The organism is Kitasatospora sp. NPDC023176, from assembly GCF_055560495.1.
In genome coordinates, this window is sequence record NZ_JBVHIP010000006.1 from 217,425 (window position 1) to 232,117 (window position 14,693).

Consider the following 14,693-nt stretch of genomic DNA (forward strand, 5'->3'; position numbering starts at 1 on the left):
GAACCGGAGCCCCGCCGGCTCCACCCGCCGCAACACCGGCTACCACCCCGGGCGCGTCGCGCGCCCGGGGGTTCTCAAGGGGGGAACACCATGGCTGGAACCCAGAAGACCGCCGTCGCCGTCGTCCTCGCCGCTCTGGCGCTGACCGCGACCGCCTGCGACAACAACGACTCCGGCGGCAAGAACGCCGCCCCGGCCGCCCCGGCCGCGCCGGCCGGTGCCGCCGCCGCGACCTCCGCCGCCGCCCCGGCCGCCCCGCCGGCCAAGGTGAGCCCGGCGGTCTTCCTGGAGCAGGTCACCAAGAAGACCGGCGCCGCCAAGTCGGCCAAGGTCGCCGAGGAGATCACGATCGGCTCCGTCTCGATGAAGGCCGGCGGCGCGCTGGCCTGGGGCGACGGTCTCCAGGGCGACATGACGATGGACATGTCCGGCACCCCGGGCGCCGAGAAGATGGCCGGCAGCATCGGTGGCACGGCGTTCGTGTACCGGTTCGTCCAGGACGGCATGTACATGAAGCTCGGTGGCGACGCCCTGAAGGCCTCCGACGGGCGGCACTGGGTGCACGTCGGCTACGACGACATGGCCAAGCTGCAGGGCGGTGCCGGCGGCGCGGGCAGCGCCGACCAGCTGAAGAAGGCCGACCCGGTGGAGGCGGTGCGCTCGGTGATCGCCTCCGGCAGCGTGACCGAGGTCGGCCAGGAGACGGTGAACGGCACGCCGGCCACCCACTACACCGGCACCTTGAAGGTGTCCGACCTGGCCGCGGCCAACGCCAACCAGCTGACCCCGGAGCAGCTCGACCACGTGAAGAAGTCGATGACCGCCGCGGGGGTCACCAGCGAGACCGTCGACATCTGGGTGGACGCCGACCAGCTGGTGCTCAAGCAGGCCGCGCAGGCCGACACCAAGGCCGGCGCGATGAAGTTCGCCGTCACCTACTCCGACTACGGCACCCCGGTCGCCACGACCGCGCCGGCCAAGTCCGACACGATCGAGATCGCCGAGCTGGCGCAGCTCGGCAAGAACGCCGCCGGCAGCTGACCCGGCTGCCCGGTCCGGTGCCCGACTCGTCCGTCCCGGTGGACGGGCCGGGCCCGGTGGGGCTCGGCCAGGGGGCCGCCACCGGCCGAGCCCGGTCCGGATGGCAAGGTGGCCCGGTGAGAGAGGAACGGACGATGGCGGGACGGCAGCGGCTGGCGGCACTGGCCGTCGTCGCCGTGCTCGCGGGCGGGCTGACCGGCTGCGGCGGGGGCGAGGACGCGCCCGCCTCGCCGTCCACCGGCTCCAGCGCGAGCAGCGCCCCCGCGACCGCCGCCACCCCGACCGGGCCGGCCAAGCCCACCGACCGCTCGCCGCACGGGGTGCTGCTCTCCGCCCAGCTGGCCATGCAGACCGCCCGCCGGGCCAAGGTCAGCTACCGGCTGGGCGCGGACGCCGGGTCCGGTCCGCTGTTCTGGTCGCCCAAGACGGCGCTGCAGATCAAGCGCTCCACCCCGGGCGACGCCGAACAGCTGATCGTCGTGGACACCGTCGCCTACCAGGGCGGCGACGCCGCCACCGCGGCCAAGCACGGCGGCAAGCACTGGGAGCGCTTCTCCGTCCCGCCCGACCCGGACGGCCACAAGGACGTCCCGTACGCGGGGCTGATCGACCTGCTGAACCCGGTCGAGGCGCTGGCCGCGGCCACCGCCGACGGGGTCGACCCGGCCTTCGTCGGCGAGGAGAAGTACGAGGACTCGACGGTCGAGCACTACCGGGTGACCACCACCGCCGAGCGGTACGCGGCCGCCCAGACCCAGCTGACCCAGTCCCGCCGGGACGGCCTGCGGGCCGCACTGGCCCCCGGCGGCTCGATCTCGCTCACCGTGGACCTCTGGCTGAACGACAAGGACCAGCTGGTCCGGCTCCAGCGCACCGGCAACGGGGACAGCGGCCGGGCGGACGACTCGGTGCTCTACGCCGACCTCGCCGGTCCGCTGCTCTCGGCCCAGGCCCCGGCCGAGACGGACACCGTGGACACCGGGGTCCGGACGGTCTCCCCGCTGGCCCGCTGAGCCCGGTCCGGGCCCGGCGGTTCACCCGTCCGAGGGCGATTTGCTTCGTACGGACGGGTCCGGTTACTGTTGCGGAAGCCAAAGACCGCTGGTTGTCGCCCCGCCCCCGTCAGGGAGTTGGGTGGCCGAAGGATCTGCGATTCGTCGCAGGCAGCCCGCGCAGGTGTGTCTGGAGCTTCGACTTCCGGGTGCCGCGTTCGCGCGAATGCCCGTTGAGGTCGTTTCGAGCCCCGTGCGCCTGCGCACCGGGGCTCATTGCATTTCGCAAGGGCTTTCCTTCCGTCCGGCCGGTTCGAGGCGTGAATGGTCGACTTTCGCGGTCGGCCGGACTTCGACATCACGGAAGGAGGCGTAAGCCTATGGCCAGGCCCGACAAGGCTGCCGCCGTCGCCGAGATCACGGACAAGTTCCGTGGCTCCTCCGCGGCGCTGCTCACCGAGTACCGCGGTCTCTCGGTGAAGCAGGTCAAGACTCTGCGTCGCTCGCTCGGCGAGAACGCCGAGTACGCCGTGGTGAAGAACACGCTGACCAAGATCGCGGCCAATGAGGCCGGGATCTCCGAGCTCGACGACCTGTTCAACGGTCCGACGGCTGTTGCCTTCGTCACCGGTGACCCGGTGGAGTCGGCGAAGGCTCTGCGTGACTTCGCCAAGGAGAACCCCGCTCTCATCATCAAGGGCGGTGTCCTTGACGGTAAGGCGCTGTCCGCCGATGAGATCAAGAAGCTCGCGGACCTCGAGTCCCGCGAGGTGCTGCTCGCCAAGCTGGCGGGTGCCCTGAAGGCCAAGCAGTCCCAGGCTGCCGCGCTCTTCCAGGCCCTGCCGTCGAAGCTCGTCCGCACTGTGGACGCGCTGCGCGACAAGGTCGAGCAGGGCGGTGCCGGTACGCCGGCTCCCGCCGCCGAGGACGAGGCCGCCGAGTAATTCGGCAGGCTCACGCCTCGCTGCGGGCCCGTACGCCCGCCAACCCGTACATCCGGCACCACCTGCCGATTTAGTGGAAGGACGCCAATCATGGCGAAGCTGACCCAGGACGAGCTGCTCGCGCAGTTCGAGGAGCTCACCCTCATCGAGCTCGCTGCCTTCGTGAAGGCCTTCGAGGACAAGTTCGACGTCACCGCTGCCGCTCCGGTCGCCGTTGCCGGCATCGCCGGTCCGGGCGCCGTGGCCGAGGCCGTTGAGGAGCAGGACGAGTTCGACGTCATCCTCGACGGTGCCGGCGACAAGAAGATCCAGGTCATCAAGGAGGTGCGCACCCTGACCTCCCTCGGCCTGAAGGAGGCCAAGGACCTCGTTGACACCGCTGGTGCCAAGGTCCTGGAGAAGGTTGCCAAGGACGTTGCCGAGAAGGCCAAGGCCGCCCTCGAGGGTGCCGGCGCCAAGGTCACCGTCAAGTGACTTCTCGCCCCCTCTGAGGGGGCCTGAGGCCGGGCCGATCACCCATGCGGGTGGTCGGCCCGGTCTTTTGCGTTCCGGGGGCCGGCGGCCTTCGCCCGCCCGGACCAGCGAGGCCACCGGAGTGGCCGATTGCCCACTCGGTACTGTCGGCCACGAGGAGTATGGTGATCACCGTCATCGACGGTGGCCCCCACCACGGCTTCTGTAACGCGGAGGGGCTTCGGTCCGATGAACGGGTCGAGGTCCGCCCCCGTCGGCGGGCCCTTGACGAACCCGGCGAGGCGCGCGATTCTCAAGGCGCGAGTCCGCCCCGGTTGGTCTGCTGCTGGATGCATAACCAGCGGCTCCGGCGGGAAATGACTCCACGTGAGTTAGAGCAGTACCCGGTGGGCGTCCGCGCCCCCGGCTACCGGGAGGAGTCTCCGATTCGGTTTCCGAATCAGAGCTGGACAGCAGTGTGGCCTTTGGCTACACTGTCCCTTTGCGCTGCCTGTTAGCTGCTCCGTGACTCGTCGCCCGGAGTTTGCGTTGCCCTGAAGGGGTCTGGCACCGCCTCCGCAAAGCGGCTCTGACCTGGGGTTTCGACCCCGGCGGAGGCCAGTGGCGAGGGAGACGGAATCCAGGCTCAAGCAGGCCCGGCTGGTACGCGCGTAGTGAGCTCCGAGCCCTCGGAAGGACCCCCCTCTTGGCCGCGCCGCGCAACGCCTCGAACAATTCCGCCGCATCCACCGCCCCGCTCCGCGTCTCGTTCGCGAAGATCAAGGAGCCCCTCGAGGTCCCCAACCTCCTGGCCCTGCAGACCGAGAGCTTTGACTGGCTGCTCGGCAACGCGGCCTGGAAGTCCCGGGTCGAGCAGGCGTTGGAGTCTGGTCAGGACGTCCCCACCAAGTCCGGTCTGGAGGAGATCTTCGAGGAGATCTCCCCGATCGAGGACTTCAGCGGGTCGATGTCCCTGACCTTCCGCGACCACCGTTTCGAGCCGCCGAAGAACTCGATTGACGAGTGCAAGGACCGCGACTTCACGTTCGCGGCTCCGCTCTTCGTCACGGCCGAGTTCACCAACAACGAGACCGGTGAGATCAAGTCTCAGACGGTCTTCATGGGCGACTTCCCGCTCATGACCCACAAGGGCACGTTCGTGATCAACGGCACCGAGCGTGTCGTCGTGTCGCAGCTCGTCCGCTCTCCGGGCGTGTACTTCGACTCCACCCTGGACAAGGTGTCCGACAAGGACATCTACTCCTGCAAGGTCATCCCCTCGCGTGGTGCCTGGCTGGAGATGGAGATCGACAAGCGCGACATGGTCGGCGTCCGCATCGACCGCAAGCGCAAGCAGTCCGTCACCGTGCTGCTGAAGGCTCTCGGCTGGACCAACGAGATGATTCTCGAGGAGTTCGGCGAGTACGAGTCCATGCGCAACACCCTGGAGAAGGACCACACCCAGGGCCAGGACGACGCGCTGCTGGACATCTACCGCAAGCTGCGTCCGGGCGAGCCGCCCACGCGCGAGGCCGCGCAGACGCTTCTGGAGAACCTGTACTTCAACCCGAAGCGCTACGACCTGGCCAAGGTCGGCCGGTACAAGCTCAACCGCAAGCTGGGCAACGCCGAGTCCCTGGACTCCGGCGTGCTCACCGAGCCCGACATCATCGGTGCGATCAAGTACCTGGTGAAGCTGCACGCGGGCGAGACCGAGTGGCGTGACGAGACCGGCCGCGACATCGTGGTCGAGGTCGACGACATCGACCACTTCGGCAACCGCCGCCTGCGCAACGTCGGCGAGCTCATCCAGAACCAGGTCCGTACGGGTCTCGCCCGTATGGAGCGCGTCGTGCGCGAGCGCATGACCACCCAGGACGTCGAGGCGATCACGCCGCAGACCCTGATCAACATCCGGCCGGTCGTCGCCTCCATCAAGGAGTTCTTCGGCACCAGCCAGCTGTCGCAGTTCATGGACCAGACGAACCCGCTGTCGGGCCTGACCCACAAGCGTCGTCTGTCCGCCCTCGGTCCCGGTGGTCTCTCCCGTGAGCGCGCCGGCTTCGAGGTCCGTGACGTGCACCCCTCGCACTACGGCCGCATGTGTCCGATCGAGACCCCGGAAGGCCCGAACATCGGTCTGATCGGGTCGCTGGCCTCGTACGGCCGGGTCAACGCCTTCGGCTTCATCGAGACCCCGTACCGCAAGGTCGTCGACGGTGTCGTCACCGAGAAGGTGGACTACCTCACCGCCGACGAGGAGGACCGCTACGTCATCGCCCAGGCGAACGCCCCGCTGACCGCGGACCTGCACTTCGCCGAGCCGCGTGTCCTGGTCCGCCGCCGTGGTGGCGAGATCGACTACATCCCGGGCTCCGAGATCGACTACATGGACGTCTCGCCGCGCCAGATGGTGTCGGTCGCGACCGCCATGATCCCGTTCCTCGAGCACGACGACGCCAACCGCGCGCTCATGGGCTCGAACATGATGCGCCAGGCGGTGCCGCTGCTGAAGAGCGAGGCCCCGCTGGTCGGTACCGGCATGGAGTACCGCTGCGCCGTCGACGCCGCCGACGTCATCACCGCCGAGAAGTCGGGCGTGGTGCAGGAGGTCTCGGCCGACTACGTCACCGTGGCCAACGACGACGGCACGTACACCACGTACCGCGCCGCCAAGTTCACCCGCTCCAACCAGGGCACCGCCTTCAACCAGAAGGTGCTCGTGGACGAGGGCGCCCGGGTCGAGGTCAACCAGGTGCTGGCCGACGGCCCGTGCACCGACGAGGGCGAGATGGCCCTCGGCAAGAACCTGCTCGTGGCGTTCATGTCGTGGGAGGGTCACAACTACGAGGACGCGATCATCCTGTCGCAGCGCCTCGTGCAGGACGACGTCCTCTCCTCGATCCACATCGAGGAGCACGAGGTCGACGCCCGTGACACCAAGCTCGGCCCCGAGGAGATCACCCGGGACATCCCGAACGTCTCCGAGGAGGTCCTCGCGGACCTGGACGAGCGCGGCATCATCCGGATCGGCGCCGACGTCGTCACCGGTGACATCCTCGTCGGCAAGGTCACCCCGAAGGGTGAGACCGAGCTGACCCCCGAGGAGCGCCTGCTCCGCGCGATCTTCGGCGAGAAGGCCCGTGAGGTCCGCGACACCTCGCTGAAGGTCCCGCACGGTGAGTCCGGCAAGGTCATCGGCGTCCGCGTCTTCGACCGCGAAGAGGGCGACGAGCTGCCCCCGGGCGTGAACCAGCTGGTCCGCGTCTACGTGGCCCAGAAGCGCAAGATCACCAACGGTGACAAGCTCGCCGGCCGTCACGGCAACAAGGGCGTCATCTCGAAGATCCTGCCGGTCGAGGACATGCCGTTCCTGGAGGACGGCACCCCGGTCGACATCATCCTCAACCCGCTGGGTGTCCCGTCCCGAATGAACCCGGGACAGGTCCTGGAGATCCACCTCGGGTGGCTCGCCAAGCAGGGCTGGGACGTCTCCGGTCTCGCCGACGAGTGGGCCCAGCGCCTGCAGGCGATCGGCGCCGACCAGGTCGAGGGCGGCACCAACCTCGCCACCCCGGTCTTCGACGGCGCCCGCGAGGACGAGATCACCGGCCTGCTGGACAACACCACCCTCACCCGTGACGGTGAGCGCCTGGTGAACTCCACCGGCAAGGCCCGCCTGTTCGACGGCCGCTCCGGCGAGCCGTTCCCGATGCCGGTCTCGGTCGGCTACATGTACATCCTCAAGCTGCACCACCTGGTCGACGACAAGCTGCACGCCCGTTCGACCGGTCCGTACTCGATGATCACCCAGCAGCCGCTCGGTGGTAAGGCGCAGTTCGGTGGTCAGCGCTTCGGTGAGATGGAGGTGTGGGCCCTCGAGGCGTACGGCGCTGCGTACGCCCTGCAGGAGCTGCTCACCATCAAGTCCGACGACGTGCTCGGCCGCGTGAAGGTCTACGAGGCCATCGTCAAGGGCGAGAACATCCCCGAGCCCGGCATTCCCGAGTCCTTCAAGGTTCTCATCAAGGAAATGCAGTCGCTCTGCCTCAACGTGGAGGTGCTGTCCTCGGACGGCCAGTCCATCGAGATGCGGGACTCCGACGAGGACGTCTTCCGCGCCGCCGAGGAGCTCGGCATCGACCTGTCCCGGCGCGAGCCGAGCAGCGTCGAAGAGGTCTGACGGAGGTCGGGCCGGCTCGCGCTTCTGAATCCAGCAGAGCGTGCGGCCGGCCCGCCCCCAGGCCCCCCTCAGACCAACAGACAAACTCTCGAATCACGAAAGAGGGCTTGACGACCAGTGCTTGACGTCAACTTCTTCGACGAGCTCCGCATCGGCCTGGCCACCGCCGACGACATCCGCCAGTGGTCCCACGGCGAGGTCAAGAAGCCGGAGACCATCAACTACCGCACCCTGAAGCCCGAAAAGGACGGACTCTTCTGCGAGAAGATCTTCGGCCCCACCCGGGACTGGGAGTGCTACTGCGGCAAGTACAAGCGCGTCCGCTTCAAGGGCATCATCTGCGAGCGCTGCGGCGTCGAGGTGACCCGCGCCAAGGTGCGCCGTGAGCGGATGGGCCACATCGAGCTGGCCGCCCCGGTCACCCACATCTGGTACTTCAAGGGTGTGCCGTCCCGCCTCGGCTACCTGCTCGACCTGGCGCCGAAGGACCTCGAGAAGGTCATCTACTTCGCCGCCTACATGATCACCTGGGTCGACGACGAGCGCCGCCAGCGCGACCTGCCGTCCCTGGAGGCGCACGTCTCGGTCGAGCGCCAGCAGATCGAGAACCGTCGCGACTCCGACCTCGAAGGCCGTGCCAAGAAGGCCGAGACCGACCTGGCCGAGCTGGAGGCCGAGGGCGCCAAGGCCGACGTGCGCCGCAAGGTGCGCGAGGGCGCCGAGCGCGAGATGAAGCAGCTGCGCGACCGCGCGCAGCGCGAGCTCGACCGCCTCGACGAGGTGTGGGCCCGCTTCAAGAACCTCAAGGTCCAGGACCTCGAGGGCGACGAGCTGCTCTACCGCGAGCTGCGCGACCGCTTCGGCACCTACTTCTCCGGCTCGATGGGCGCGGCGGCCCTCAAGGACCGCCTCGAGACCTTCGACCTGGCGGAGGAGGCCGAGCGTCTCCGCGAGATCATCCGCACCGGCAAGGGCCAGAAGAAGACCCGTGCGCTCAAGCGCCTCAAGGTCGTCTCCGCGTTCCTGCAGACCAGCAACAAGCCCAACGGCATGGTCCTGGACTGCGTCCCGGTCATCCCGCCGGACCTGCGTCCGATGGTGCAGCTGGACGGTGGCCGCTTCGCGACCTCCGACCTGAACGACCTGTACCGCCGCGTCATCAACCGCAACAACCGCCTGAAGCGCCTGCTCGACCTCGGTGCCCCCGAGATCATCGTGAACAACGAGAAGCGCATGCTCCAGGAGGCCGTCGACGCGCTGTTCGACAACGGCCGCCGCGGCCGTCCGGTCACCGGCCCGGGCAACCGGCCCCTGAAGTCCCTCAGCGACATGCTGAAGGGCAAGCAGGGTCGCTTCCGCCAGAACCTGCTCGGCAAGCGAGTCGACTACTCGGCCCGTTCGGTCATCGTCGTCGGCCCGCAGCTCAAGCTGCACCAGTGCGGTCTGCCCAAGGCCATGGCGCTGGAGCTCTTCAAGCCGTTCGTGATGAAGCGCCTGGTCGACCTGAACCACGCGCAGAACATCAAGTCGGCCAAGCGCATGGTCGAGCGTGCCCGCCCGGTCGTGTGGGACGTGCTCGAAGAGGTCATCGCCGAGCACCCCGTCCTGCTGAACCGTGCGCCCACCCTGCACCGCCTCGGCATCCAGGCCTTCGAGCCGCAGCTGGTCGAGGGCAAGGCCATCCAGATCCACCCGCTCGTCTGCACCGCGTTCAACGCGGACTTCGACGGTGACCAGATGGCCGTCCACCTGCCGCTCTCCGCGGAGGCGCAGGCCGAGGCCCGCATCCTGATGCTGTCCTCGAACAACATCCTGAAGCCGGCCGACGGTCGCCCCGTCACCATGCCGACCCAGGACATGGTGCTCGGTCTGTTCTTCCTGACCTCGGACCGCGACAACGTGAAGGGCGCCGGCCGCACCTTCTCGTCGACCGCCGAGGCGATCATGGCCTTCGACGCCCGCGAGCTGGACGTCCAGGCCCCGATCGAGCTGCGCCTCGGCGCCGGCACCGTCCCGCCCCGCGGCTGGACCCCGCCGGTGGACGAGGATGGCCAGTCGAACTGGTTCGACGGCGAGCCCTTCCGCCTCGGCACCACCCTGGGCCGCGCGCTCTTCAACGAGCTGCTGCCCGAGGACTACCCGTTCGTCGACTACGAGGTGGGCAAGAAGCAGCTCTCCGCGATCGTCAACGACCTGGCGGAGCGCTACCCCAAGGTCGTCGTCGCGGCGACCCTGGACAACCTGAAGGCGGCCGGCTTCCACTGGTCGACCCGCTCGGGTGTCACCGTCTCCATCTCGGACGTCGTCGTCCCGCCGAACAAGCCCCAGATCCTGGAGGGCTACGAGGCGAAGGCGGAGAAGGTCCAGCGTCAGTACGAGCGCGGCCTGATCACCAACGACGAGCGCAAGCAGGAGCTCATCGGCATCTGGACCCAGGCGACCAACGAGGTCGCCGAGGCCATGAACGAGAACTTCCCGAAGACGAACCCCATCTTCATGATGGTCGACTCGGGTGCTCGTGGAAACATGATGCAGATGCGCCAGATCGCCGGTATGCGTGGTCTGGTGTCGAACGCCAAGAACGAGACCATCCCGCGACCCATCAAGGCGTCGTTCCGTGAGGGTCTCACCGTGCTGGAGTACTTCATCTCCACCCACGGTGCCCGTAAGGGTCTGGCCGACACCGCCCTCCGTACCGCCGACTCCGGCTACCTCACCCGTCGTCTGGTCGACGTCTCCCAGGACGTCATCATTCGCGAGGAGGACTGCGGCACCGAGCGCGGCCTGAAGCTGGCGATCGGTTCCGTGGGCGCCGACGGCGTGCTGCGCAAGGCCGACGACGTCGAGACCAGCGTCTACGCCCGCATGCTCGCCGAGGACATCACCGTCGACGGCAAGCTGCTGGCCACCGCGAACACCGACCTCGGTGACGTGCTGATCGACGAGCTGATCCGCCACGGCATCGGCGAGGTCAAGACCCGCTCGATCCTGACCTGTGAGTCGGCCGTCGGCACCTGCGCCATGTGCTACGGGCGCTCGCTGGCCACCGGCAAGCTGGTCGACATCGGTGAGGCGGTCGGCATCATCGCCGCCCAGTCCATCGGTGAGCCCGGCACCCAGCTGACCATGCGTACCTTCCACACCGGTGGTGTGGCCGGTGACGACATCACCCAGGGTCTGCCGCGTGTCGTCGAGCTCTTCGAGGCCCGTACCCCCAAGGGTGTGGCCCCGATCTCCGAGGCCACCGGCCGGGCGCGGATCGAGGACACCGAGAAGACCCGCAAGATCGTCGTCACGCCGGACGACGGCAGCGAGGAGATCGCCTACCCGGTCTCCAAGCGCGTCAAGCTGCTCGTCAGCGAGGGCGAGGCGGTCGAGGTCGGCCAGAAGCTGACCATGGGTGCCACCAACCCGCACGACGTGCTGCGCATCATGGGCCAGCGTGCCGTCCAGATCCACCTGGTCGCCGAAGTCCAGAAGGTCTACAACTCGCAGGGCGTGTCGATCCACGACAAGCACATCGAGATCATCATCCGGCAGATGCTCCGCCGCGTGACGATCATCGAGTCGGGCGACGCCGAGCTGCTCCCGGGCGAGCTCGTCGAGCGCGGCCGCTTCGAGACCGAGAACCGTCGTGTGGTCGCCGAGGGCGGTCACCCCGCCTCCGGCCGTCCGCAGCTGATGGGTATCACCAAGGCCTCGCTGGCCACCGAGTCCTGGCTGTCGGCCGCCTCCTTCCAGGAGACGACCCGGGTGCTCACCGACGCGGCGATCCACGCCAAGTCGGACCCGCTGCTGGGCCTCAAGGAGAACGTCATCCTCGGTAAGCTCATCCCGGCCGGTACGGGTCTGCCCCGCTACCGCAACATCCGGGTCGAGCCGACCGAGGAGGCCAAGGCCGCCATGTACTCGGCCGTCGGCTACGACGACTACGACCTGTCGCCCTTCGGCGCCGGCTCCGGCCAGGCGGTTCCGCTGGACGACTACGACTACGGCCCGTACACCGGCTGAGTCGAGCGTCACTGATCGCAGGGCGGTCACCCCTCACGGGGTGGCCGCCCTGCGGCGTTTTCGCGCCGGTCTGCTCGGCGCTGTTGGAGCTCGGCTCAGCTCGGCTCAGCTCGGCTCGGCTTGGCTCAGCTTGGCTTGGCTCGGCTCGGCTCAGCGATGGGTGGCGGCGGCCGTGGCCGCGCGCCAGTCCTCCAGGCGGCGGATCCGGGTATGGGTGTCCGGGTGGCTGGACAGCAGCCGCCGGCCGAGGCCCGGCCGGACGGCGCGGCCCCCGTTCTCCCGCGCCGCGATCGCCAGGGCCTGCTCCTCGTCCCGCAGGAAGCCGTGGAAGACCTCGATCATGGCGTCGGCGAACCCCAGCTCGGCGGCCTGGACGTCCGCCCGCAGCTCGGAGCGGCGGCCGACCGCGGCGAGCAGGTACGGCGTGACCACGACCAGCAGCAGCGGCGGGAAGGACACGGCCACGGCCACCACCAGGACGATCGCGACCAGCCCGACCACGAGGGCGCCGAGCAGCGAGAACACCGAGGCGATCCGGAACGCGATCACCGCCGCGATCCGGAAGACCGCCCAGGCGATCCGGGCCGGCATCGAGTACCAGTGGCCGAGCAGGGTCGCCCAGGCGTGCCCGCCGCGGTGGTGGCCGAGCTCATGGGCGAGCACGGCGGCCAGCTGGGCGTCGGGGAGGGTCTCCAGCGCGTACCGGGTGACCCCGACGATGTGCCCGGCGGCCGCGGTGGCGTTGACGGCCTTGTGGTCCTCGATCCACAGGTCGTACGCCTCCGGGTTCACCCCCGCCTTGGCGGTCACCTGGTGCCAGATCGGCTCCAGCCTGGTCAGCTCCGAGTGCAGCGCCGGACGCATCCGGAACAGGTAGCGGGCGAGGACCTTCTCCGTCGGGCGGTGGAAGACCAGCGCGCCGGAGGCGATCCAGAGGCCGATCAGCACCAGGTTCAGCGGCTCGGGGAGGAACAGCGAGACCAGCGTGACGACCAGCAGGCTGCACAGGAAGTGCGGGAGCTGCAGCAGCAGTTGGCCGACCGCGGTCGCGTCGGCGCCGCGCTGGCGGGCGGCCAGGTGGATCCGGCCGGTGTGCGGGTCGATGTCGACGGTGGGGTCGAGGAGCGGCGGCCGCGGTGGGGCGGGCGGCGGGGCGAAGCCCTGGGCGGGGACGCGGGGTGGCTGCTGCCGGGGGTGGGCGGGGGGTGCGTACTGGGGCGGGACGGGGGTGCTGGGGTACTGGGGCGGGGGCGTGGTCGGGTACTGCGGAGCGGCGCTGGGGTACTGCGGCGGGACCGTGGTCGGGTACGGGGGAGCGGCCTGCGGGTGCTGCGGCGGGACGGTCGGGTACTGGGGCGGGGGACCGGCGGGGTACTGCGGCGGCGGGGTGTCCGGGTAGGTCGGTTCGGTCATGGCGAGGTCCTCGGGGCCGGGACGCGCGCGGCGGCGGCGTCCGTACGGTGATGAGCGGTGCTGGACGGAGCGGGACGGTGCAGGACGGAGCGGGACGGTGCTGGACGGAGCGGGACGGGTGGTGCGGGAGCCGGGTCAGCCCAGGAACAGGGCGGTGACCAGCGGGAACAGTCCGACGCCGAAGGCGAGGATGCCGATCCGGACCCAGGAGTGCTTCCGCGAGGCGATCAGGCTGTTCTCCGCGAGCGCGGCGCGGACGGCCTCGGCGGCCAACTCCTCGGTGTCGGCCAGCGCGTCGGCGAGCAGACCCTGCTCGGCGGCCAGCCGGATGTCCCCGAAGTAGCCGAGCGGGCGGCCCGGGCGCCAGGTGCTGCGCCGGAACCGGGGCAGCACCGCGAACAGCAGCGCGACCAGCGAGACGGCGATGCCGAGGCCGCCGAGGGCCAGCAACACCTCGGCGGCGCTGGAGAGTCGCTGCGGCGCCCAGCCGGTGCTGGTGAGCAGGCCGCCGAGCACCCCGACGATGACGCCGAGGGCGGCGACCAGGACGGCGGCCTTGCTGTCCGCGCGGGCGATCTCGGTGCGCAGCTCGGCGAGCAGCGCGGTGCCGGGCGGTGGCGGTATCGGGCCGGTGGCGGGAGGGGCGGGCACGGTGGGGCTCCTCGGGTTCACTGCGACAGCGGAGGGTTCGGGCCCTTGTCGAGCCGGGGTGCGTCCGGGCCGGCGGGCCGGTGGCGCAGGATGGCTTCGAGCGCGGCCTTCGCGTCCCGGCGCGGGCCCTCCAACTCGAAGTCCTCCAGGGCGTTCTGGTCGAGCAGCCGCTGGATCACGTGGAGCTGGCCCTGGACCAGCTCCTGCTGCTCGTCCTTGAGGTAGCCGAGGGCCCGCGGCAGGTCCTCGGGGTGGGCGGCCACCTGGAGGGCCCAGGCGGTCACCCCGCCCTGCTCCAGGTGGTACTGGTAGAACGTCGCCTTCGCGGCGAGGATCTCGTTCGCCTCCTGGACCTGCCGGAGGGCGTGCGGGTGGGCCTGGGTGTCGAAGTGGTAGCCGCGCAGCCGCTCCTTCTGGTCGCGGGCGGCCTGGTCGATGTCCAACTGGACGGCGCAGCGCACCCGCAGGCCCTCGGCCTCGGCGACCGGGTACTCGTCCAGCGCCTGCTGGACGGCGGTCTCGGCCTCGCCGCTCCGGTCGGTGGTGAGGCCGCGGGTGACCGCCCGCATCCGCTGCCGGATGCGGGGGACGAGGAGGGCCGGGACGTCACCGATCCGGCCGGCCACCACCAGCTCCGGGGCCGCGACCTGCCAGTCGACCTCCACCACGGCCTCGAAGGCGCCGACGTCGTCCCGGCCGGGCAGCCGCTCCGTCATCCGCAGGTGGTGCAGGCCGAGGTCGATCTCGAACGCGGCCTGGTAGCCCCGGCCGACCAGATCGCTGAAGCCCGGGCGGTGCGGCGGCAGGAAGACCTGGTGCTCGCCGGACGGGGTGGTCAGGACCAGGGCGGAGTCGGCCCGGGCGTCCGGCCGCTTGGGCAGGCCGAGCGCGCGGCCCAGCGGGTGGACCTTCAGGACCGGGTCGATGAGGTCGCCGGCGGGGAGGTCGGGGCGGTGTCGTGCCGACATGCGCGGGTGCTCCAGGATCGGGACGGGTCGTCGGTTC

The 14,693-nt window shown here is 69.8% G+C and carries 9 protein-coding genes; 6 read left to right on the forward strand and 3 right to left on the reverse strand.

Annotation, left to right across the window (positions count from 1 at the left end; translation table 11 throughout):
* The first annotated feature begins 90 nt into the window (after positions 1–90).
* The 6 genes from ACZ3YL_RS12170 (at position 91) to ACZ3YL_RS12195 (ending at position 11,624) form a co-directional block, all read left to right on the forward strand.
* Complete coding sequence (locus tag ACZ3YL_RS12170) at positions 91–1,041, forward strand: SCO4651 family lipoprotein (protein WP_465656934.1); 951 nt, start codon at positions 91–93, stop codon at positions 1,039–1,041.
* A 134-nt stretch (positions 1,042–1,175) separates the two neighbouring features.
* Positions 1,176–2,054 (forward strand): SCO4651 family lipoprotein, encoded by an 879-nt coding sequence (locus tag ACZ3YL_RS12175; RefSeq protein ID WP_188308277.1) that lies wholly within the window; start codon positions 1,176–1,178, stop codon positions 2,052–2,054.
* 359 nt (positions 2,055–2,413) lie between these two features.
* Complete coding sequence (gene rplJ / locus ACZ3YL_RS12180; protein WP_188308276.1) at positions 2,414–2,977, forward strand: 50S ribosomal protein L10; 564 nt, start codon at positions 2,414–2,416, stop codon at positions 2,975–2,977.
* Between the two features lie 90 nt (positions 2,978–3,067).
* Positions 3,068–3,451 (forward strand): 50S ribosomal protein L7/L12, encoded by a 384-nt coding sequence (gene rplL, locus ACZ3YL_RS12185; RefSeq protein WP_188308275.1) that lies wholly within the window; start codon positions 3,068–3,070, stop codon positions 3,449–3,451.
* Positions 3,452–4,136: 685 nt separating this feature from the next.
* Complete coding sequence (rpoB, locus tag ACZ3YL_RS12190) at positions 4,137–7,613, forward strand: DNA-directed RNA polymerase subunit beta (protein WP_188308274.1); 3,477 nt, start codon at positions 4,137–4,139, stop codon at positions 7,611–7,613.
* 117 nt (positions 7,614–7,730) lie between these two features.
* Positions 7,731–11,624, forward strand: a complete 3,894-nt coding sequence (locus ACZ3YL_RS12195; RefSeq protein WP_188308273.1) for a DNA-directed RNA polymerase subunit beta' — start codon at positions 7,731–7,733, stop codon at positions 11,622–11,624.
* A 150-nt stretch (positions 11,625–11,774) separates the two neighbouring features.
* On the opposite strand, the gene ACZ3YL_RS12200 is transcribed toward ACZ3YL_RS12195, so the two are convergent.
* The 3 genes from ACZ3YL_RS12200 to ACZ3YL_RS12210 all read right to left on the reverse strand — a co-directional run bounded on the left by ACZ3YL_RS12200 (position 11,775) and on the right by ACZ3YL_RS12210 (position 14,656).
* The gene (locus ACZ3YL_RS12200) at positions 11,775–13,037 is read right to left on the reverse strand and encodes a M48 family metalloprotease (RefSeq protein WP_465656937.1); all 1,263 of its coding nucleotides are present in this window, start codon (positions 13,035–13,037) and stop codon (positions 11,775–11,777) included.
* Positions 13,038–13,172: 135 nt separating this feature from the next.
* On the reverse strand, positions 13,173–13,688 hold the full coding sequence (locus tag ACZ3YL_RS12205) for a Pycsar system effector family protein (RefSeq protein ID WP_465656939.1): 516 nt from the start codon (positions 13,686–13,688) through the stop codon (positions 13,173–13,175).
* 17 nt (positions 13,689–13,705) lie between these two features.
* The gene (locus ACZ3YL_RS12210) at positions 13,706–14,656 is read right to left on the reverse strand and encodes a hypothetical protein (RefSeq protein WP_188308271.1); all 951 of its coding nucleotides are present in this window, start codon (positions 14,654–14,656) and stop codon (positions 13,706–13,708) included.
* Positions 14,657–14,693 lie beyond the last annotated feature (37 nt).

Coding starts and splice junctions, on each gene's coding strand:
- ACZ3YL_RS12170 (WP_465656934.1), top strand. CDS start 91: ATGGCTGGAACCCAGAAGACCGCCGTCGCCGTCGTCCTCGCCGCTCTG.
- ACZ3YL_RS12175 (WP_188308277.1), top strand. CDS start 1,176: ATGGCGGGACGGCAGCGGCTGGCGGCACTGGCCGTCGTCGCCGTGCTC.
- rplJ (WP_188308276.1), top strand. CDS start 2,414: ATGGCCAGGCCCGACAAGGCTGCCGCCGTCGCCGAGATCACGGACAAG.
- rplL (WP_188308275.1), top strand. CDS start 3,068: ATGGCGAAGCTGACCCAGGACGAGCTGCTCGCGCAGTTCGAGGAGCTC.
- ACZ3YL_RS12200 (WP_465656937.1), bottom strand. CDS start 13,037: ATGACCGAACCGACCTACCCGGACACCCCGCCGCCGCAGTACCCCGCC.
- ACZ3YL_RS12210 (WP_188308271.1), bottom strand. CDS start 14,656: ATGTCGGCACGACACCGCCCCGACCTCCCCGCCGGCGACCTCATCGAC.